This is a genomic window from Paenibacillus sp. GCM10027629 (assembly GCF_042676425.1).
GTDB lineage: Bacteria > Bacillota > Bacilli > Paenibacillales > Paenibacillaceae > Paenibacillus_K > Paenibacillus_K terrigena.
Genome location: NZ_JBHTGZ010000009.1, coordinates 1,034,119 through 1,054,174, shown reverse-complemented (window position 1 = coordinate 1,054,174; position 20,056 = coordinate 1,034,119). Strand labels below are relative to the sequence as shown.

General features: G+C 43.2%; 21 protein-coding genes and 1 pseudogene. 21 read left to right on the top strand and 1 reads right to left on the bottom strand.

Annotation, left to right across the window (positions count from 1 at the left end):
- Positions 1-10: 10 nt before the first annotated feature.
- The 16 genes and pseudogenes from eno (at position 11) to ACFQZR_RS14245 (ending at position 14,132) form a co-directional block, all read left to right on the top strand.
- Complete coding sequence (gene eno / locus ACFQZR_RS14320) at positions 11-1,306, top strand: phosphopyruvate hydratase (protein ID WP_379346914.1); 1,296 nt, start codon at positions 11-13, stop codon at positions 1,304-1,306.
- A 26-nt stretch (positions 1,307-1,332) separates the two neighbouring features.
- Positions 1,333-2,106, top strand: coding sequence for an SDR family NAD(P)-dependent oxidoreductase (locus ACFQZR_RS14315; protein ID WP_379346911.1), 774 nt, complete (start codon positions 1,333-1,335; stop codon positions 2,104-2,106).
- 40 nt (positions 2,107-2,146) lie between these two features.
- Positions 2,147-2,968 carry a fumarylacetoacetate hydrolase family protein gene (locus ACFQZR_RS14310; RefSeq protein ID WP_379346909.1) on the top strand — a complete coding sequence of 274 codons (822 nt, stop codon included), beginning with the start codon at positions 2,147-2,149 and terminating at the stop codon, positions 2,966-2,968.
- A gap of 13 nt (positions 2,969-2,981) precedes the next feature.
- Positions 2,982-3,773: an SDR family NAD(P)-dependent oxidoreductase gene (locus ACFQZR_RS14305; protein ID WP_379346907.1), complete on the top strand. Its 792-nt coding sequence runs from the start codon at positions 2,982-2,984 to the stop codon at positions 3,771-3,773.
- Complete coding sequence (locus ACFQZR_RS14300) at positions 3,770-4,981, top strand: enolase C-terminal domain-like protein (RefSeq protein WP_379346905.1); 1,212 nt, start codon at positions 3,770-3,772, stop codon at positions 4,979-4,981. The genes ACFQZR_RS14305 and ACFQZR_RS14300 overlap by 4 nt, the downstream gene beginning before the upstream one ends.
- Positions 4,982-5,002: 21 nt before the next feature.
- Positions 5,003-6,046: a DUF4432 family protein gene (locus tag ACFQZR_RS14295; RefSeq protein ID WP_379346903.1), complete on the top strand. Its 1,044-nt coding sequence runs from the start codon at positions 5,003-5,005 to the stop codon at positions 6,044-6,046.
- 337 nt (positions 6,047-6,383) lie between these two features.
- The gene (locus ACFQZR_RS14290; protein WP_379346901.1) at positions 6,384-6,506 is read left to right on the top strand and encodes a hypothetical protein; all 123 of its coding nucleotides are present in this window, start codon (positions 6,384-6,386) and stop codon (positions 6,504-6,506) included.
- Positions 6,507-6,571: 65 nt separating this feature from the next.
- A complete protein-coding gene (locus ACFQZR_RS14285; RefSeq protein WP_379346899.1) occupies positions 6,572-6,739 on the top strand; it encodes a VOC family protein in 168 nt (55 codons plus the stop codon).
- A 100-nt stretch (positions 6,740-6,839) separates the two neighbouring features.
- Positions 6,840-8,188: pseudogene (locus tag ACFQZR_RS14280) on the top strand (IS3 family transposase).
- Positions 8,189-8,273: 85 nt separating this feature from the next.
- Positions 8,274-8,813 carry a P-loop nucleotide/nucleoside kinase family protein gene (locus tag ACFQZR_RS14275; RefSeq protein ID WP_379346897.1) on the top strand — a complete coding sequence of 180 codons (540 nt, stop codon included), beginning with the start codon at positions 8,274-8,276 and terminating at the stop codon, positions 8,811-8,813.
- Positions 8,814-9,400: 587 nt separating this feature from the next.
- On the top strand, positions 9,401-9,643 hold the full coding sequence (locus ACFQZR_RS14270) for an integrase core domain-containing protein (RefSeq protein WP_379346895.1): 243 nt from the start codon (positions 9,401-9,403) through the stop codon (positions 9,641-9,643).
- A gap of 305 nt (positions 9,644-9,948) precedes the next feature.
- Positions 9,949-10,875, top strand: coding sequence for a poly(ethylene terephthalate) hydrolase family protein (locus ACFQZR_RS14265; RefSeq protein ID WP_379346893.1), 927 nt, complete (start codon positions 9,949-9,951; stop codon positions 10,873-10,875).
- Between the two features lie 394 nt (positions 10,876-11,269).
- The gene (locus tag ACFQZR_RS14260) at positions 11,270-12,010 is read left to right on the top strand and encodes a class I SAM-dependent DNA methyltransferase (RefSeq protein ID WP_379346891.1); all 741 of its coding nucleotides are present in this window, start codon (positions 11,270-11,272) and stop codon (positions 12,008-12,010) included.
- A gap of 242 nt (positions 12,011-12,252) precedes the next feature.
- Complete coding sequence (locus ACFQZR_RS14255; RefSeq protein WP_379346889.1) at positions 12,253-12,711, top strand: VOC family protein; 459 nt, start codon at positions 12,253-12,255, stop codon at positions 12,709-12,711.
- Positions 12,712-12,983: 272 nt separating this feature from the next.
- Positions 12,984-13,460 carry a hypothetical protein gene (locus ACFQZR_RS14250; protein ID WP_379346887.1) on the top strand — a complete coding sequence of 159 codons (477 nt, stop codon included), beginning with the start codon at positions 12,984-12,986 and terminating at the stop codon, positions 13,458-13,460.
- Positions 13,461-13,544: 84 nt separating this feature from the next.
- Positions 13,545-14,132 (top strand): class I SAM-dependent methyltransferase, encoded by a 588-nt coding sequence (locus ACFQZR_RS14245; protein WP_379346885.1) that lies wholly within the window; start codon positions 13,545-13,547, stop codon positions 14,130-14,132.
- Positions 14,133-14,153: 21 nt separating this feature from the next.
- On the opposite strand, the gene ACFQZR_RS14240 is transcribed toward ACFQZR_RS14245, so the two are convergent.
- Complete coding sequence (locus ACFQZR_RS14240) at positions 14,154-14,852, bottom strand: DUF4386 domain-containing protein (RefSeq protein WP_379346883.1); 699 nt, start codon at positions 14,850-14,852, stop codon at positions 14,154-14,156.
- A 593-nt stretch (positions 14,853-15,445) separates the two neighbouring features.
- Here ACFQZR_RS14240 and ACFQZR_RS14235 point away from each other — a divergent pair.
- The 5 genes from ACFQZR_RS14235 (at position 15,446) to ACFQZR_RS14215 (ending at position 19,594) form a co-directional block, all read left to right on the top strand.
- Positions 15,446-15,772 carry a hypothetical protein gene (locus ACFQZR_RS14235; protein ID WP_379346881.1) on the top strand — a complete coding sequence of 109 codons (327 nt, stop codon included), beginning with the start codon at positions 15,446-15,448 and terminating at the stop codon, positions 15,770-15,772.
- A gap of 391 nt (positions 15,773-16,163) precedes the next feature.
- Positions 16,164-17,048 carry a GNAT family N-acetyltransferase gene (locus tag ACFQZR_RS14230; protein WP_379346879.1) on the top strand — a complete coding sequence of 295 codons (885 nt, stop codon included), beginning with the start codon at positions 16,164-16,166 and terminating at the stop codon, positions 17,046-17,048.
- Positions 17,049-17,434: 386 nt separating this feature from the next.
- Positions 17,435-18,166, top strand: coding sequence for a Crp/Fnr family transcriptional regulator (locus ACFQZR_RS14225; RefSeq protein WP_379346877.1), 732 nt, complete (start codon positions 17,435-17,437; stop codon positions 18,164-18,166).
- 5 nt (positions 18,167-18,171) lie between these two features.
- Positions 18,172-18,894, top strand: coding sequence for a nucleoside phosphorylase (locus ACFQZR_RS14220; protein WP_379346875.1), 723 nt, complete (start codon positions 18,172-18,174; stop codon positions 18,892-18,894).
- 4 nt (positions 18,895-18,898) lie between these two features.
- Entirely contained in the window at positions 18,899-19,594 is a 696-nt protein-coding gene (locus ACFQZR_RS14215) for a nicotinamide mononucleotide transporter (RefSeq protein ID WP_379346873.1), read from the top strand.
- Positions 19,595-20,056: the final 462 nt, after the last annotated feature.

Genomic DNA, 20,056 nt, shown 5'->3' with positions numbered 1-20,056 from the left:
TGACTACGTTATGAGTACAATCGTGCGTATTCAGGGACGCGAAATTCTAGATTCCAGAGGCAACCCGACGGTAGAAGTAGACGTGGAACTATCGAGCGGCCATACCGGACGGATGATGGTACCCTCTGGCGCTTCAACCGGGAAGTTCGAGGCTTGGGAGCTCCGGGACGGGGATATGAACCGATATCAGGGTAAAGGAGTTAGCAAGGCGGTTTCGCATGTGAATTCGGAGATTGCCCAAGCGATCGTCGGTCAAGACGCATTCGATCAGGAGCGAATCGATCGCATGATGATTTCCCTTGACGGTACTTACAATAAATCGAGATTGGGCGCGAACGGCATTCTTGGCGTATCGTTCGCTATCGCTCACGCGGCGGCGAAGTTTGAAGGGAAGCCTCTGTATCGCTATTTGGCGGATCGTTACTTACCTAATGGGGCTTGTCTGAGTGTTCCTCTCCCGATGGTGAACATCATCAGTGGCGGACTTCACGCGGGGAAGAAGCTCGACGTGCAGGATTTCCTGGTGGTTCCAGTCGGTGCTGATACGTATCCGCGTGCGTTGGAAATGCTCTCATCTGTTTATTGGAAAACGCAAGAGATCATTAATGAACGTGGTTATGTGGGATGGCTTCTTGCAGACGAGGGAGGGTTCGGCCCATCTCTACAATCTAATGAGGAGGCGCTGCAGCTGCTCGTATCTGCAATCGAGCGCGCAGGGCTACGTCCGGGTGAAGACATGGCGATCGCGCTCGATATCGCATCGAGCCATTTCTATAATCCGGGCGAAGACACGTATGAACTGCAATCCGAAGGGCGGACCTTACATGCAGGTGAGATGATTGATGTATTGGAACGCTGGTGCGACCTGTACCCTATCGTGTCCATCGAAGACGGTCTGGCTGAGGACGACTGGGAGGGCTGGCGCAAGCTCACACAGCGACTCGGGAACAAGCTTCAGTTGGTCGGTGACGATCTTTTTACGACCAACCCGGATCGCATTCGCAAAGGCATAGAAGGGAATGCCGCTAACTCTGTGCTTGTAAAAATGAACCAGATCGGAACACTGACGGAGACGGTCGAGGCCGTCAATATCGCCAAGACAACTGGATACAGCACGGTCATCTCAGCTCGCTCAGGCGAAACGGAAGACGCAACGCTTGCCGATTTGGCTGTCGGTCTTGCTGGAGGGCAGATCAAGATCGGTTCTCTGGCACGTTCGTCGAGATTATCGAAGTACAATCAGCTATTGCGTATTGGAGAACAACTTGGCGGCGATTATATTGGCCGAGCGGCGTTAAGACGCTAAAACATTCAGAGATGGAGGAACAAACGATGAGATTGCAAAATAAAACTGCGCTCATTACCGGAGCAGGTTCCGGGATCGGTCGGATGACGGCGTTACGCTTCGCTTCTGAAGGGGCAAAGGTAATCGTTAACGATCTGAAGGCAGTTGACGGAGAAGAGACGGTACGATTGATTCGAGAGCAAGGCGGGGAAGCAGCATTCGTCCAAGCAGACGTGACAATAGCAAGCGACGTTGAACGGATGGTTGAACAAGCTCTCCAAACCTATGGAGTCATTGACATTTTGTTCAATAACGCCGGTATTTCAGGCGTTGGGGCGATTCACGAATTGTCCGAGGAGTTGTGGGACCGCGTCGTGAACGTCAATATGAAAGGCGTCTTCCTACCGTGCAAATATGTCATTCCGCACATGATCGATAATGGGTCCGGTAACATCATCAATATGTCCTCGGCGATCGCCGAAATCGGACTCATGAAGCGGGCAGTTTACGCTGCGACGAAAGGAGCAGTATTGACATTGACCAAATGCATGCAGGTCGATTATGCCCCGTACAATATTCGGGTCAACGCGCTGCTGCCCGGCACGATTTTGACACCGTTCGTAGAGAATTATTTGAAGGAATCGTACGCTGATCCAGAAGAGGGGCTGAATACGATCCGTAGACGACAGCTGTCCGGCGACCTCGGTAGACCGGAGGACGTGGCGAATGCCGCGCTTTTCCTTGCATCCGATGAGTCGAAATTCATAATGGGTTCGCCTCTCTATATTGATGGAGGCTGTACGTTCGGCAAGATGGCTTGAAACACTTATAATTTAAACGATCAGGAGTTGAGTGCAATTTATGAAACTTCTTATTTTAAATAATGAAGGAAAATCCCGAGTTGGAGTCAAACAAGAAGACGGGATTCGATTAGTGGATGCAACACTACAGGACATTCTAAATCGTGGGCTTGACGGACTAGCTGATTTGGAAACGGAAGGTGAGGCGCTGAACGAGGAGTTTCTTGACTTTGCTCCATGCATTCCGTTGGACAGAAAAGTGATCTGCGTCGGACTGAACTACCGCAATCATGCGAAGGAAGCAGGGCTTCCTGTACCCTCCAGCCCCGTGTTGTTCAATAAATTCTCGAACGCTTTGACGGGACACGGGAAAAAAGTAAAGTTGCCGGAAGTGACCACGCAGGTCGACTATGAAGCGGAACTTGGAATCGTCATCGGGAAGCCAGCGAAAGACGTGACTCGCGAAGAAGCGCTCGACTTTGTTTTCGGTTATTGCTGTATTAATGATCTGTCCGCACGAGACTTACAAAATCGCACGAGTCAATGGCTGCTGGGCAAAAGTTTGGACGGTTTCTGTCCGACCGGTCCCTATCTCGTTACGGCTGACGAAGTAGGCAATCCCAACGGGCTAGGCATCCGTTGCTATGTAAACGGGGAACTTCGTCAAAACTCGAATACAAAAGATATGATCTTCTATGTCGACGAGATTGTCAGCTATATTTCCCGTCATATTTCATTGGAGCCAGGCGACTTAATCCTGACGGGAACGCCGGAGGGGGTCATGTTTGGTTATCCTGATGATCGAAAAGAGTGGCTAAAGCCGGGCGACATGGTGACAGTGGAAGTAGATAAGCTCGGACGTTTGTGCAACGAACTAGTATAAGGAGGAGTAGTCGATGGATTTCAAAGGGAAAGTCGCGATAATCACCGGAGGCTCCAAAGGGATTGGTTTCGCGGCTGCACGCAGATTTGCCCAAGGCGGAGCTTCTGTTGTCATTGTATCGAGGGGGGCTGCTCAGGAAGCGGCTGATTTGATTCGTCAAGAAACAGGAAATGCCGACGTAGTCGGGATAGAGGCGAACGTATCCGATCGAGTGCAGGTTCAGTCTGTAGTTCAGCGAACCACGGAAGCCTTCGGCGGTATCGATATCCTGGTCAACAGTGCTGGTGTCCAACGTTACGGAACCGTCGTCGATACGGAAGAAGACGTCTGGGACGAGGTGCTTGACATTAATGTGAAGGGAATGTATTTGACTTCCAAGTATGCGATACCGGAAATGCGCACACGTGGTGGCGGTGTCATCATCAACGTTTCCTCTGTACAAGCGTACGTAGCTATGAAAGGCTCCGCTGCTTACGTCACCTCAAAAGGAGCGATCAATTCACTAACCCGTGCCATGGCGCTGGACCATGCCGCCGATGGGATCAGAGTAAACAGCGTCTGCCCAGGGTCGATCGATACGCCAATGCTGCGTTGGGCAGCCGATCTGTTCAAGGGAGATCAGACGCAGGATGACGTGATCAAATCTTGGGGGCAGATGCACCCGATCGGACGCGTCGGTACGATGGAGGAAGTCGCGGAGCTGATCGCTTTTCTGTGCGGCGACAAGGCCGGGTTCATTACGGGAGGAGATTATAAAATTGACGGCGGTTTGCTTGCGTCGGCTGCGGTGGTGTTGCCGAAATGAAAATAGTAGATATCAGAGCCACCACTGTCACCGTTCCATTAGAAGCAACGATTCGCCATGCCATTGGCGCCCACTGGGGTCGCTTCGTTCGCACGATCGTGGAAGTAGAAACCGACGAGGGATTAATCGGATATGGGGAGATGGGAGGCGGCGGAGAGAGCGCCGAGCAGGCTTTCGCCGGGCTCAAACCCTATCTTTTGGGCCACGATCCATGCCAGCTAGAGGAGCTTCGGTTCAAGATCTGTAATCCGACTTCCAGCTTGTATAACAATCGGACGCAGTTACATGCAGCGATTGAATTCGCCTGTTTGGACTTGATGGGTAAGAAGCTCGGCGTACCGGTTTATCAGCTGCTTGGAGGCAAAGTGCGAGATCAGGTGCCTTTCGCCAGCTATCTGTTCTTTCGTGCTCCGAACGAGCGGACGGGAGAGGATGAAGTGCGCACGCCCGAACAGCTCGTGGAGCATTGTCGGGAGCTCAAGGAGAAGCACGGATTTACGGTTCACAAGCTGAAGGGAGGCGTATTCCACCCTGACGTGGAGCTCGAATGTTATCGCGCCTTGGCCGCTGCCTTTCCGAAGGACCGCTTACGCTATGATCCTAACGGTGTACTCAGCGTTGAGGAGTCGATCCGCTTCGGTCAGGCGATTGAAGGATTGAACAACGATTACTTCGAGGATCCAACATGGGGATTGAACGGTATGCGCCGGGTTCGGCAAATGGTACGTATTCCGACCGCAACGAATCAGGTAGTCGTGAACTTTGAGCAGCTCGCCGCCAACGTGCTGGACGTAGCAGTAGATGTCATCCTGCTCGACACGACGTTCTGGGGTGGAATTCGTCCTTGCGTGAAAGCTGCCGGTGTTTGCGAGACGTTCCAACTCGGTATCGCAGTGCATTCCTCCGGAGAACTCGGTATTCAGCTGGCTACAATGCTTCATATGGGAGCCGCGATACCAAATCTATCCTTCTCGGCCGATGCGCATTACCATCATTTGACCGACGATATTCTGGTCGGCGGCAAAATGCAATACGAGAACGGATCAATCAGAGTTCCGGAAGGACCAGGGCTCGGAATCGAAGTGGATCGGGAGAAAATCAAGCAGTACGCGGAGTTATATCGTGAACTTGGAGGCTATACATACGATCGTGATCCACTCAGAGCAGGCTGGTTTCCGCTTGTGCCGAACGATCGTTGGGCAATCTGAATCTGAAAGGAGCATTGTCTCATGAAATACAGATACAGACCACAACGGAATTACGGTTGCCGCATTAACGATCTATATACTTACAAGGGACTTGATACCGTTGTTCTTGAGAACGACCTAGTTCGAATTTCTGTATTGGCCGGCAAAGGCACGGATATCTATGAATACGTGTATAAGCCAACGGGATTGGACTACATGTGGCTGTCTTCCGGCGGCGTTCAGAACCCTTCGGAATACTTACCCACCTCGCCGGACCCAATCTCCACGATGATCGACTATTATTCCGGCGGCTGGCAGGTGGTTTTTCCGAACGGCGGTCCGAGTTCTGTATATCAAGGAGCTCAATTTGGCCAGCACGGAGAAGTGCTCCATATGCCCTGGGATTGGGAAATTGTCGAGGATACAGAAGAGCGTATTTCTGTTCGCTTCAGCGTCTACACGAAAAAGGTTCCCTTTCATGTGACCCGTACGATGACGCTTGAAAGAAACTCTCCGTCACTTTGGATCGAAGAGGAAATTGAGAACTTGTGCGCATTCCCTCAACAATACATGTGGGGGCAGCATCTCGCCTATGGTAAGCCCTTCGTAGAGCCCGGTTGCCGAATTCGTCTGCCGGAAGGGACCCTCGTCGTCACGGAGTCAACTGATTCGCCGATAAGCCCACCTGGCAGAGTACTAAGAGGCGAGCCCCAAAATTGGCCGATTACCCGCGCTCCAAACGGCACGAGTACGGATCTGTCAGTTCTCCCCGAAATGGGAGCGCCTTCGGACATTTGCTACTTGACCAACTTCAAAGAGTCGGCTTGGTACGAAATCGAAAACCCGAGGCTGGGCATCGGGTTTCGGGTGGAATGGGACGCAGCTACGCTCCCATATCTGTGGTATTGGCAAGAATTTGGAGCAACAACCGATTACCCTTGGTACGGGCGGCATTATAACATCGGCTTGGAGCCGTTTGCCGGTTATCCAACCTGGGGTTTGTCCGAAGCGATCCGTAACGGTAGCGCTGGAAAAATCGGACCTTATGAGAAGAAGAGACTATGGCTTCGTACGAGTCCTTTTTGAAAAATTCGGAAATTCATCTTTTTAAAAGGGGCGATTAAATCTAAAACCCAGCCGAATGAAGTGGCTGGGTTTTAGATTTGCCTGATGAGAGGGAAAAGAATCGGTACACATCGTTGACAGTCGACAAATGTCCAAATACACAAATGTTCCTACATAACAGTTAATTACACAAAGTTACCTACATTATCGCGGATGGTTGAGTAGTGGTACTCGCTTCACTGCGGATCATCATCTGTTCATTGAGCTAACGGGTAGTCTAGTGGGAATAACACAGAGGAAGGGATTTAGCAAAACGAGTAGAATAAGAAGTGGAATACCATAAAATAGGAGGTTTTTGATGGGACTAAATAAAGCATCACAGTGTATACTCGTATCTGATGTAAGACAATCCCAAGAATATTACCGAGATAAGCTTGGTTTCAGAATTGAAGGACAGTTTGTAGAACGCGAGATGGAGTAAGTTTCTTAATCAAAAAAGCTGAAAATAAAGAACTAATTCGTCCTAACCACACAATAAATGGATATATGGAATCTTACATTTGGGTCGACGATGTAGACATTGTTTTTGATGACTTCAAGGCAAGAGGAGCAATATTAGAATCCGAACCAGTTAATCAACCGTATGGTATGAGAGAAGTCCTCGTCTATGATCCTGATGGATATAGATTTTGTATTGGTGGTCCTTTGAAATGATTGGTTATTATGCTAGACGGGACACAAAAGTGAGGAGCATGCTTGAGTGAACTGCACCCCAATTGTTAGACATAGTCTAACAATTGGAGGTGTAATTTTTTTGGCTAAATACTCAACTGAAGAGAAATTAGAAGCTGTCCTGGCTTATCTAGAAGGTAAAGCGTCGTATAAAACAATTGCTGAAGAACGTAATATGAGCACTGCGCCACTAAAAAGATGGGTATTACGTTATCAAAAACATGGAGAGGAAGGAATTACCTCTTCGTATACAAATCACGAGATTCAATTTAAAATGGATGTACTCAATTACATGAACGAATTTGGGGCATCCAACAATGAGACCGCCGCTCGATTTAATTTGTCTTCGGATTACACAGTACTTAAGTGGAAGAGGCAATTCGAAACAGGTGGAATAGACGCCCTCATATCAAAGAAAAAGGGGCGTACATCCATGAAAGAAGATACAAAGAAATCAACTCCAGTTGAAGGCTCAACCGAGGCTTTACAGGCGGAAGTAGAACGTTTACGAATGGAGAACGCCTACTTAAAAAAGTTGAATGCCTTAGTTCAAAGCAAGGAAAAGTTACAAAGCAAGACAAAGCGCAAGTAGTATTTGAACTAAGGCTAGAGTATCCCATTACTTCATTACTGCAGCTGGCTCAGATTCCACGTAGCACGTACTATTACTGGGTAAGTACAATGGATTGTCCAGACAAAGATACGGTCTTGAAATCTCGTATTTTAGCGGTCTATCATGAGCATAAAGGCCGTTATGGATACCGTCGTATTACAGACGAGCTACACAATGAAGGGCAATTAGTGAACCATAAAAAGGTGCAGCGCATCATGCGTGAACTCGGCTTAAAATCCATCGTTCGCATGAAGAAATATCGCTCATATAAAGGAACAGTTGGTAAAATTGCTCCAAACATCCTAGATCGAAATTTCAACGCTACAAGACCAAATGAGAAGTGGGTTACAGATATTACAGAGTTCAAATTGTTCGGAGAGAAGCTATACTTGTCACCCATACTTGACTTGTTTAACGGGGAAATCATTACCTACACCGTTGATTCACGTCCACTCTATACGCTTGTCTCTGACATGTTGGATCAAGCCTTGAAACGTAAGACAAACGATGACATCTTATTGATTCATTCTGATCAGGGTTGGCATTACCAAATGCCCCAATATCAGCAGTCATTGAAGGAACAAGGCATAACATAAAGCATGTCACGTAAGGGGAACTGTTACGACAATGCCGTTATGGAGAATTTCTTTGGGATCCTAAAATCCGAGTTTCTTTATACAGAAGAATTTGATAGCATTGAACAATTCAAAGTAGAACTTGATCAATATATCCACTATTACAACCACAAACGAATAAAGGCAAAACTAAAACGCATGAGCCCGGTACAGTACCGAACTCATGCGTTAGAGGTGGCCTAACTATATATTGTCTAACTTTTGGGGGTCACTTCAGAGGCGGCTCCTTTTTGATTTGTTGAAGTAACTGAGAGATGGGGGCGTCACTATGTTTTTTTTACAAATGTCTGGATTTCCTGGGTCGGGAAAATCGACTCTTGCCAGGGAAATTGCGAAGTTCACTAAAGCAGTTATTATTGACCATGATATTGTGAAAACAGGTTTATTAGAGGGGCTAGAGTTAGAGGGACAAGATAAAAATATAGATCCCAAGCGTGCTGGTGGGGTTGCTTATCATATTGAATGGTCATTGGTCGATTTCCATCTCTCACAAGGACATAGCGTTATACTAGATAGTCCTTGTTTGTATGAAGTGATAGTTGGGAATGGAACTACACTGGCAGAAAAACATAGTGCGAAATACAAGTATGTAGAGTGTGTATTGAACGACATTTATGAACTTAACAATAGGCTGAAAAATCGTGAGCGAATGATTACCCAAATTGGTCCAGTCGATATAACTGAAGAAAGATGGCAAGAGGTAATCAGCCGTGCCAAAAAGCCAGCTCACTTGGAGTGTTTGAAAGTAGACACTTCAAACCACGTAGACGATTACATTGGTGATGTTCTCCTTTATATTGATAGATAACCTCTCTAAAGGGCTATCCGGTAAAGGATGGCCCTAAAACTTGCCGTTATAGATCGCACGGTGAACCGTACCATAAGTATTGAAAAATTATTAACGAAATTCCTTGTGGCGTATGTGTTTGAGTATATGCGCTAAGGAAATGCAAGAAAGGTGCATGAGGATATTGTTGTTTGGGTTGAACCCTTAAAGGCGCAGATAGCAACAGTGCTTGTGGATCCGAAAAACTCTAAAAAGCATACACAGCCCCTATCCTAGTTAAAGGGTAGGGGCTGTTTGACGCTTGCTAACTAACACATCACACCTTACAAGCCCCTTCAAGTAGTCCAGGAGCAGCGGATAGAAATCAGGCTTGAAGTGAACACCGTTGTCCGCGTAATGGATTTTGTTGGCGGCGAAGAGAGGGACATCAGCAACATGAATCTAATTAGCGTGACTAATCAATTCATTCATTATTTTAGACGTCCCTGCATAACGATAGTAAAGTTTGATCTTACTTCTTTAGTCACCACAATCTTCTCGATAAAGCAATTATTAACAATACGATTAATCTCATTAAACTGCAATGCTTTATTTCGCATGCCTTTGAAATGGCGTGTTTAAACTTCGGAGTCAAGCATGATCGTATACCACCACGAACACCAAACATGAATGCACATATTGAATCGTTCCATCGATTGCTTCAAGATGAATGCCTAAGTCGCTATGACTTTCAGAACTATTCAGAAGCTAATGACGTGTTCACGTCCAATATTGATTATTATAATGAGCGTCGTATTCACTCAAGCATCGGAGATCGATCACCAAGAAATTCGCGTATAACGAAATGGTGAGATTAACAGATTAAGAGTGAGTATGTGTACAATTTGAAGGGGTTAATCTGGTTTATAATTAAAGCATACATTTCTCATTTCATCGGAGTATCAAGCATTATATCTCTTTGGTGACCAACGTCGAGTCTATTGTACTTACAGCAAATCGTATTTTCTAAGCTATTCTCGGTCCTCCGTATCTACTTTTCAATCTAGCATCTTGTTTAATGAAACATAATTACATCTTTCGCGTATATCTCTTTAGCTCCATATTTTAACAGATGAAACGATAGAGTAACTTATAGACTATCGTAGAGGTCACGTGTATGTTGGTTTTGAAAAAACGAAAGCGGATTGTATGGTTGTCAGCTTTAGTCCTTATCGTTGTAGTTCCAATTACAATTTTCTTGCAAATAATTATTCATTCTAATGTACCCGAACTTGCAGAAGGAAGCATTGAGCAGCGGTATGCACAGCAAGGAAGCTATCATGTAAAGGTAGAAGAAGTTAAGAGTACGAGCGGAGAGGCTTTATTTAGAATTTACTACCCAGCATTTCAAGGAGACGAATCCTATCCTATTATTTCTTGGGGGAATGGAACAGATGCCACGCCTGATCGTTATGATGGGCTCTTAACTCATCTTGCTAGCTGGGGTTTCATTGTAATCGATTCCTATAGCAAGACAACAGGAACAGGCAAAGAAATTGTGGAGGCTATTGATTATTTGAGAAATGAAAACGAACTAGCAAACAGCTTGTTTTATCAAAAGGTACAAATGGAACAGATTGGTGTAGCTGGACATTCTCAAGGGTCTACGGGGGTCATTAATGCGCATACCAACTATAAAATCGGATCGTTGATTAAGACGGTTGTATCCATCGCTCTCCCGGATTTGAAGTATTGTGATCCAAAAGATGTGTACGATACAGCACGTATTACTGTTCCTTTCCTCATTATGGGCGGTACACGAGATTTTCTAATCTCACCGGTATCAACGAATCAATTAGCCTTGCATAGTACTAACGCAAGCACACCTGTTATGATGGGGATGGCAAAAGGTGCAGCTCATACAGCTATTGAAGGTAATGGTGGCAATCATAGAGGTTATTTGACGGCTTGGATGAGATATCGGCTGCTTGATGATCAGGAAGCCATGAAGGCATTTCATGGGGATTCTTCCGAGATGATGCATAACACAAATTGGGTGGACGTTATACAAGCAAATATGAATGATAATAAATTCGTGCATTAATAACAAAAAAACGGCTTGTTTGCCGTTTTTACTGTTAGCATAATCATGTTCTGCAGCCTTTCAGTAGTCAGCTATCTATTGCTCTTCCTCCACAACACCCAGCTCGGTTCTTCTCTTTTAATCGGTCGTTATGTGACGAGACGTAGGCTATATAAGGGGCATCCGTTTCCATGTACGCTTAACGGGCAGGATAACGTTGTGATTATCGACTTAAAGAGTAGTTATGTAAGGTCCGATAAAAATTGATTATAACGATTTATTACCAATTGGATTATCAAAAAAATAGTAAAATAATACTGTTAAGCGCGATGGCTGGCGATAGGGATTTCATTTCGATTATCCTTTCTGCGTCTAATTCGAAATGTGATAACAAGAAATGAAAGGGGGAATGGCGTTGATTGAACATAGCAATCTTGATGAATATCAAGATCCGGTAAATTACGATCTTGAATTTGACGGTGAAATGGACAAATATCAGTTTTATCTTGAGCTTGCTAGATCGAGTTCTGGGGAAGTGTTAGAACTTGCTTGCGGTACAGGCTTAACAACGATACCCCTGTCGAAAGCCGGCATAACGATGACCGGTGTAGATATCTCTTCAGCGATGCTCGCATATGCGCGGTTGAAGGCGGAAGGGTTGACTGTTACTTTTATGGAAGGCGATGCACGTACCTTCGAATCGGACAAGCGATTTTCGATGATTTATTTGACTGGTAATGCATTTCAGGCATTCTTAAGTGATCAAGATCAAATCGATTTGCTCACGACCGTTCACAAACATTTACAACCCCATGGAATCTTTGCATTCGAGACCCGTAATCCGGAGGGAACGGATTTATCCGATCAAGAAGAGACAGAATGGGGATCATTTATTGATAAGGATGGGAATAACGTCAAGATATCAGGCACACAATGTTACGATGCTAGCCAGCATATCATGCATTGGGTCACGATGCGTGATTGGGGATATAAGCGAACGACTTCCCGAATTGCTTGTCGGTTCACGGGTCAGGAAACGCTGCATTCTTTATTAACCCGTCACGGTTTTCGCGTCGAACATCAATATGCTGATTGGGATAAAACGCCGTTCTCTCCGTCATCTTCATCTATCATTAGCGTTTGTAGGAAATGTTAGGAGAGACGTAATGCATTGCAATAGAAAAAATCCCCTCAGGTCGAGGGGATTTTTGGGGAACACCGTCGAGAGCTTTACCGACGATTCTTTTAGCATTTTTTGTACTGTTGAATATAACGGTGGTACGTACTTAACAATTAAAGGGCAGGATAGCGCGATTACGGTAACGCATTTACATATTTTTCATTTCTGGTGTACACTGGCTTGGTGGATTAAAATTCCAATAGGTGGTGTTATGTAATATGGGTGACCAAGTAATAAATAAACATGGGAAGACTCTACCAAGCTTGAAAGAAGAAGCAACAGTAAAATCAGTTGCTTGTATTGAAGTGCCAGTTAAAAACATGCAACGTTCGGTTGATTTCTATGTGTTTCAATTGGGTTTCTATATTAACACCACTAAAAATCGTCTTCCTATTGAAACAGACAACACAGAAGTATTTATTTATCCTGCATCAGGCGTAGAAATCATGCTTGTAAAAACGGATGGAGAAGAACGATTAGCTTTTACTCATAAAGGAAAACCCAATCATGTTCTCATATTGGAAATTAGTGAGGACATTGTAAAATGCCAAAGCAGATTAGTTGAAGCTGGTATTAGAACCAGCCCAATCAAAGATCGTGGCGGATGTGGAAAATCTTTTGATGTTTTCGACCCTGATGGGAACTTAATTAAATTATGGTTTGGCTATCCAAGTTAATGCTCAACTAAACGGATACTATAGCTAAATAAATTACTAAGCTGCCGACATGGATCGGTAGCCGCTTTGCGCTAAAGGGCAGGTAAATCAGGTGCAGAAGATGATCAGGCTTATGACTAACGAGGACGAGTATGAGAACGTTTTAGTCGGCAGCATGCATGGACTCCAGAGAGTCTTATTCATACGCGTTTTCGTAATAATTGTTACTATCTTGACCATACTGATAAAAGGTTGACTTTCAACTAGTACATTGGAGTTAAAGGATGGTCAATATGAGAGATGAATTAAGTATAAATATCTATTTAGATGAAACGGATACTCCGTTTTCAAGATACTATAGCTTAGATGATGTTCACCTAAGTTCTGATCTTGAAGATTTTATTTTGTCAAAGCAACACAATGGTAGTAGAAAAGAAGTAGAAATATGTTTTTTAGGTCAGAATGAATTTGACGAGAAGTCATTGCAGACTGCCACAATTAACACTTTTTCTAATATCTTGAACGAAGAGGAATATACACATGCTAGAAATGTCAAAAAAGCTATTGTTTTGTTTGTGCTGGGTATTATAGTTGGGGTGATATTCTTGAAGTATTCAACTACTCATACCTATATTGCAGGAGTTTTAAGCATTGTGAGTTGGGTTTTTATTTGGTCAGGTACAGAGGTTTATTTTTTTGAAAATCAGCAAATCAAACAAAAAATTAGAAAATGCAGGAATATCCTAAATGCGAATGTGCGCAAAAAATAGGGTTTTAGTGAAGATGGTTATTTTACAAATATTAGCGAATTCATAATCATTAAATGGATAAAAGTGGTGATATGTTGGATGAATATGGATGAAAAATTATTGAATTATTACCTGGAACTTAAAAGCCCTGAAGCTGGTGAATGGAATTCATCCCCGCAATGTATCCATACAGAATTGATAACAAGGGATTACGTAAGAAAAGCATTTTCAGTTACTGATGGAATGCGGGTTTGTAATGTTGGTATCGGTACTGGAGATTGGGATGATTACCTAGGATATTGGTTAAAGGGAAGAGGTAGATTAACAAGTATTGATATTGACATGGGGATCTGCGAAATTTTCGAGTATAGGCAGCGGAGAGAGAGACATCCGAACCCTTCAGAGGTTTTGAATAAAAGTATTTTTGATTCGGATTTACCCATAGAAGAATTTAATATTGTTACCTTAATCGGCTCCGCTATAAACGAAACAGAGGACTTTAAGCGGTGTTTAGATTCGTGTTTTGGCTTATTAAAACATGGGGGATACCTGCTGTTTATGGCGAACTTGAGAAGAACCCCCGTAGAAATGTTAGAACAATACATACAAGATACAACTTACCATATTGAACAAAAGGATCTATATGATGTTTTCCCGGAGTACCCTTTTTACATCTGTAGAATCAAAAAGTGATTCAACTAACCAGCATTCATCTTAATTGGATACAGAATCCTGTTCCGCCCTGTTGAATCCTGAAATGATTAGCCAAATAGCCAAAACCAATTGTTGAAAGGCTATTGGAATGTTCAACATCATATAGGTTGCATCCAGACTGATGAAGCGAATCATAAATAATAAGCTTGCCAATATAGACAATGTAGACCCCATAATACCCAAAGCTGACAACCAACGTGGAACTAATTTTGTTTGGTAAAATATGCAGTTATACAAGAACATAGCCAAAACAAATGCCAGTGTCGTTGCCACATGGTTCACCAAATCACGTCCTTCCCGTAACAAACCACCTAGGGTCTGAAAATACGATTCATTCAGAGGTCCAACTTTTGCAAATTCGTGACTTAATATCAATAGCAACAGAAGAATGAGTACACCAATAATAATGAACACACCCGCAATGATGCCGAAAGCAACAGATCCAAGAGCTAAACCTTTATTATGCTTACTTAAAATCGGATACATCAAAACAGGAATACCAACATATGCAACAACCATTAACAATTGGAAAAACGCTCCTAATAGTACCTGATTTTCAGTTATAGAAGCCTTGACTAGGTAGTCTGCACCATCTATAACAGGAACAACACTAAATATACCTGTAACCAACCCGGCTATTAATAACACCCCAGTAATTATTGCAGATCTTCTACTTGAATTTGTACTCTTCCTCAACATAATTAACCTCCTTATAGGATTTCTGTATAAAAATGCGATATTTCATTTAGGACAACTTTTTTGAAGAACGTTATTGTAATCCGTTACTAGCTAAAGGAGATAACGAGGTTGTTAAAATCGGTAATGCATATTTACTTCCATTCGTATCAGAGTTGTACGGGTTGGAAGGTATGAAACCAGTCTGGTTAAGGCACATGCCGGAGGGCGTAATGTCGTTTATACCTGTGAAAAGGAGGGCACCGATGCAAAAATACTCAGAATCGTCTTCTTAAATGACAGAAGCCGAGAAGATTTTCTAGGTGAACTTGAGTATGTCAGGTATTTATTCGAGCATGGCGGAAGTGTTTCAATGTAGTCAACTCCCTGAATGGGAATCTGCTGGAAGAGATAACTTATGAAAGAAGCTGGTACAACTTTTTAACACCTTAGAAGAATTGGATAGGAACCGTGAGTCTTTCGGTATGATCCATTTTGATTAGAATGATGGGAATTATTCGATAGATTTTGATAACGGGCAAATAACCGTTTATGATTTCGATAATTCTTGTTACTGTTGGTATATGTTTGACTTGGCCAGTCTCTGGACAAACGGAGTGGGCTGGATACAATTTGAACCAGATGCCGGTAAACGCAAAAAGTTTATGGATGATTATTTTAAAACAGCCCTCGAGGGATACAGATCTGAGACCAGGATCGAAGATTCAATGCTAGAAAAATTGCCCTTATTTATCCAAGTAAACCTCATGGAAGGTATTGTAGATGCATTCGAGGTAATGCGGAACAACGGCGAAGAGCCGGAGTGTGATGAGGAGTTGACGTATCGAATAAAGTGCCTGGAATACGATATCCCGTATATGGGTTTTTTCCATGAAATTTACTCTTGTGAAGAACCCTTTGAGTATGAGGAACGAAATATTTAGTCTTTTTGTAGCAGCCTTTGATAATTTGATAAGGGGAATTTTATAATGAGAACGGCTGACGGAAGGGATAGCGTTCGAAACGTTAGTAGAATTCGCGATAGACAGATGTGCTGCATGCGAGCTCAAATTCTTTATATGTGACACAAACATGTTACAAGTCTCTTGTAACATGTTTGTGTCATTATTGTATGTATGATGTCGGGTGACAAGAACATATATGCTCAAAAGCCGCGTAGTTGCGGCTTTTTTTGTTAAAACGATATATGTATTGCCAAAAACCAATGGCAAGGAAGCAGTGGCGTTAAAAGTGCAGGATTACGTAATAAATATGCACAGAAGTTGTATGGTAAAATATTATAATTAAACTTATCTATAGAAAGGGAAAATACCAGTGGAAAATCTGTTAATAGAACCCTATAAACCCGAAAGGGATAAAGCCGCAATCAGAGCTATGTTGTGTGGAAATGAACAGTACAAATATTTACAAGAGAGTGAAAGAATATTTTCTGACAGTATACTTGTTGCCCATTACAACGGCGTAACAGTAGGTTTTCTCTCATTTAATGGTTTTAAGAGAGCAACTGTGACGATGATATTTGTAAGCAAGGAATACAGAAGAATGGGTATTGGTACCGTACTTATTGCAAAAGCAAATAAATTGCTTTCCCACAACGAGGCAGTAGAACGTTCATTGGTTCCATGTATAGATGGTGACCATTCTTCACTTCAATTTTTTTATAAGAACGGTTATTATATCAGTTATTCGTCTTACATCATGGAGCGTGAAGGTGAACCTCTTCCTGAAAGTCATATTTCCATCAGACAATATGAAGATGATGATTATGTTACATGTCATAATATTTGGGAAATAGCTTTTTACAAAATGCATAAACGCGTGGGCTTGCTTCCGACTTATTATTTCCCACCTAATGAAAGGGAGAGGAAGAGATTTGTCGATGATAGAAACAATAGATTCGTGATGCTTGTCGACGGTGAAATCGTGGCAGTCGGAGTTATTGACGGTAATGAACTAAGTCATGTTTCCGTTCGCCCAGATTTTCAATCACGTGGATACGGTAGAGCTTTTGTTTCATTCCTTGTAAATGAAATTATGCGTAGAGGCGAGAAAATCGTGAAGCTCGGGGTTGTCAAAGGCAATCCAGCGAAAAAATTGTATGAGAGTCTTGGTTTCAAAGAAAAGTCTTTATACCATTGGCTAACAAAATATTATAAACCGGATACTCGAATGAGTAGACCACCAAGCGATATATGGTAAAATAGATCATTAACTTGTCATTCAGTGTCAAGAACTTGATCCCATTAACGTCATATAACCGGAAGAAGTGGAATGTGATTAAGCGAACAGCACACAAGCGGGGCCGAATGGCTGCCGCTTTTTTTGTGCGACAGGTAGTTGCAATTTTAGCGATAGGAGGTTCGTGCGCTAAATATTTCTAGAGCCATTCTTTCCCAAGAGCATTCTCATACGACGAATGATGCTTTTTTAGTGCACATACAGAATAAATACGCATAGAACAAGCACCATGCACCAGACTAAAGACAATGTAGACATTTGTCTACCAAAAAACATGAAAACGTTTTCTCTTATCTCCATTATGAAGATAATTGACGTTTAATTCACATGGTCTTCCTTGATACAATATGAGTGAAGTGTTGAACGAATTCGATTATCAATTTCTGAGTCCATACTTTGCCGGTCCGGAAGAAAGGAAGAGATGTGTGAACAGACTCATTGAGATTATAGAAAGTACTCCAGAAATTGCAGAGCTTCTAAAACACTGCCCGTATTCGGTTCTTAAAAAGTTTCAAGTCAAAGAGTACGCAAGAGGGAAGTTTATGCTTGAACAGGGAACCATCTATTCAGAAGTCTACATCATTGTTCAAGGGAAAATAGACATTTTTATTCTTAGCGATTCGGGTCGAAAGATCACGCTTGACATCTATGAACCAGGAAATATTATTGGCGAGCATGAGCTTCTTCAAGAAATCCCTTTTAGCTCTTCCGTGCAGTCTTTAAGTGATGTGGTGTTATTAAAATTGTCTCGAGAATCTTTTCTCGAATGGATGGAATTAGACCGAGGCTTCGCCAGAAATTTGACTGAATCATTATGTAAACAAATTTATCAATTAAGCAAAAGAATCGAGTCGTATAGTTTGTTCTCCACGAAGCGTCAAGTTGTTGCGGTGTTAAGTTCGTTAAGCAAGAGCGATTATATCGAAAGAAAGGCGCTATTAAAACGGATTAGCTCTACGCCACGCAGTGTCGATCGCGTATTAAAAGAACTGAAAGATTTAGAGCTGATTGAAATGGATAATGGCGTGATTAAATTACGGAACCCAAACTTATTAATTGAGCTGGGTTCAAAGGAGTAGAAATAATGGAAAAACAACCTCATATTCAGCTGGATGGATCGTTGGCTGTCAAAAAAGCAATTGTAGTAGGAGATCCCGCCCGGGTAGATATTGTGAAATCGGTTCTGGAAAATCCACAAGATATCACATATAATCGTGAGTTCAAATCTGCGATTGGTACGTTTAAGGGGCACAAGATTCTAGTCCTGTCGACCGGTATTGGTGCACCTTCTATGGTTATTGCCATTGAGGAGCTGAAAGCGATAGGTGTCGAATCCGTGATTCGTGCCGGAAGCTGCGGTGCGATGGACAGCAGCTTTAAGGTTGGCGAAATTATGGTCGTAACAGGCGCTGTTCGTGATGAAGGTTTAACCGGAAAATATGTTCCAAAGGATTTCCCGGCCATTCCATCAAGTGAGCTGCTGATGCGAGCCATGAAGCAAACAGAAATTCCAGTGAAGTGTGGAATTGCAAGAAGCCATGACGGCTTTTATATGGACAATAACATAGCAGTAGAGGATTTCTGGTCGCGCAAACAAGTATTAGGTGCAGATATGGAGACAAGCGCTCTCTATGTTGTTGGCCATCTACGGGGACTTCGAACGTTATCGATTCTCAATAATGTCGTGCCATATATGGAACCTCTGGCAGATGGGGTCAATGAATTGGTGTCAGGAGAATCACAAATGAAAATTGGAGAATTACAGTCTATCAAATTGGCATTAACCGTTCTAACGGAGGGGGAATAGGTGTATGAAACAAGGAATTTATAAAGTTCTAAAAAGCAAAACGTGGGACGCATGTTGGCTCATATTGGGGATCATTCTGGTTATGGCTAGCTCTTATTATAGTTATAGTGGTACCTTTGATCTCCTTCTCGTTACCTCATTTATTGGCGGTATTCTAGGTATGGTGATCGTGTTGCTCTTCGCCAATCAATATGGGAAAACGGCCAGTGGTTTGGGTGTCGTTGGAGCTATATTTGATACGTTTAATAACTTTAGATACGGCTTGCTAGGAAATGTGTTCGTAGGGATCTACTGTGCTGCGCTGTACGCCAAAGGCTTCCTGACGATGGGAAAAGAAATTGAAGTCACGAAAGTAACGAAATCCAATTTATATATTTCAGCAATCATAGCTTTGGTTGGTTCTGTCGTTCTCTACTTCTATGGCGGTACGATCCTGCCTGCCGATGCACCGATGTGGGTCATCGTGTTTAACGTTTTAGTTTTCCTAGTCCAAGTTATTTCGCAATATTTGATGGTAGAGGGTAAAGCGATTTCTTGGATTGGTTGGATTCTTGCTAACTTTATTAACTTGGCTCTGCAAATCTATGTTGTTGTTCAAGGCAACAGTCCGACGGCAATGATTTACTTGTCCATGACCATTATGTTCCAACTCAATTCCATTAAAGCAGCGATTCTATGGTATGGATACGGCGAAGAATAAATAATGAACTACAACATACGTAGACGGGATCGAGCCTGATTCCATCAGAGAAATCCTAATGAAGAGTCGAATAACACATATTGTTGAGCAGGCTACCGCAGCCTGCTCATTTTTATTAATCACGTGCCCAGAAGCACGCACTTCTAGCCGGTGAAAGTCCGGCCACGGGAGGGGTCAAGCCCCCATGTAGCTAGGATGCCTGCGTACGGCGAAAGCTTTGCGTAGAAGCGTATCGATAGAAGTCCTGTCTGAGACAGGGCGAGCAACATGCCAGGCCGTAACATCAAGTGAAACTTGCCGCGTCGTTAAAGATTCCATGCTTTGTATGACAAGGTATACCTTCCCCTGTTCGACGGAAGTATATCCCGGAGAAGAATGGAAAACAAAGGCCGCTCGGGATCCCGACATTTGTTATATTAACTATTTACGCATCATATTTTACGCTCTCATTATGGGTAAATA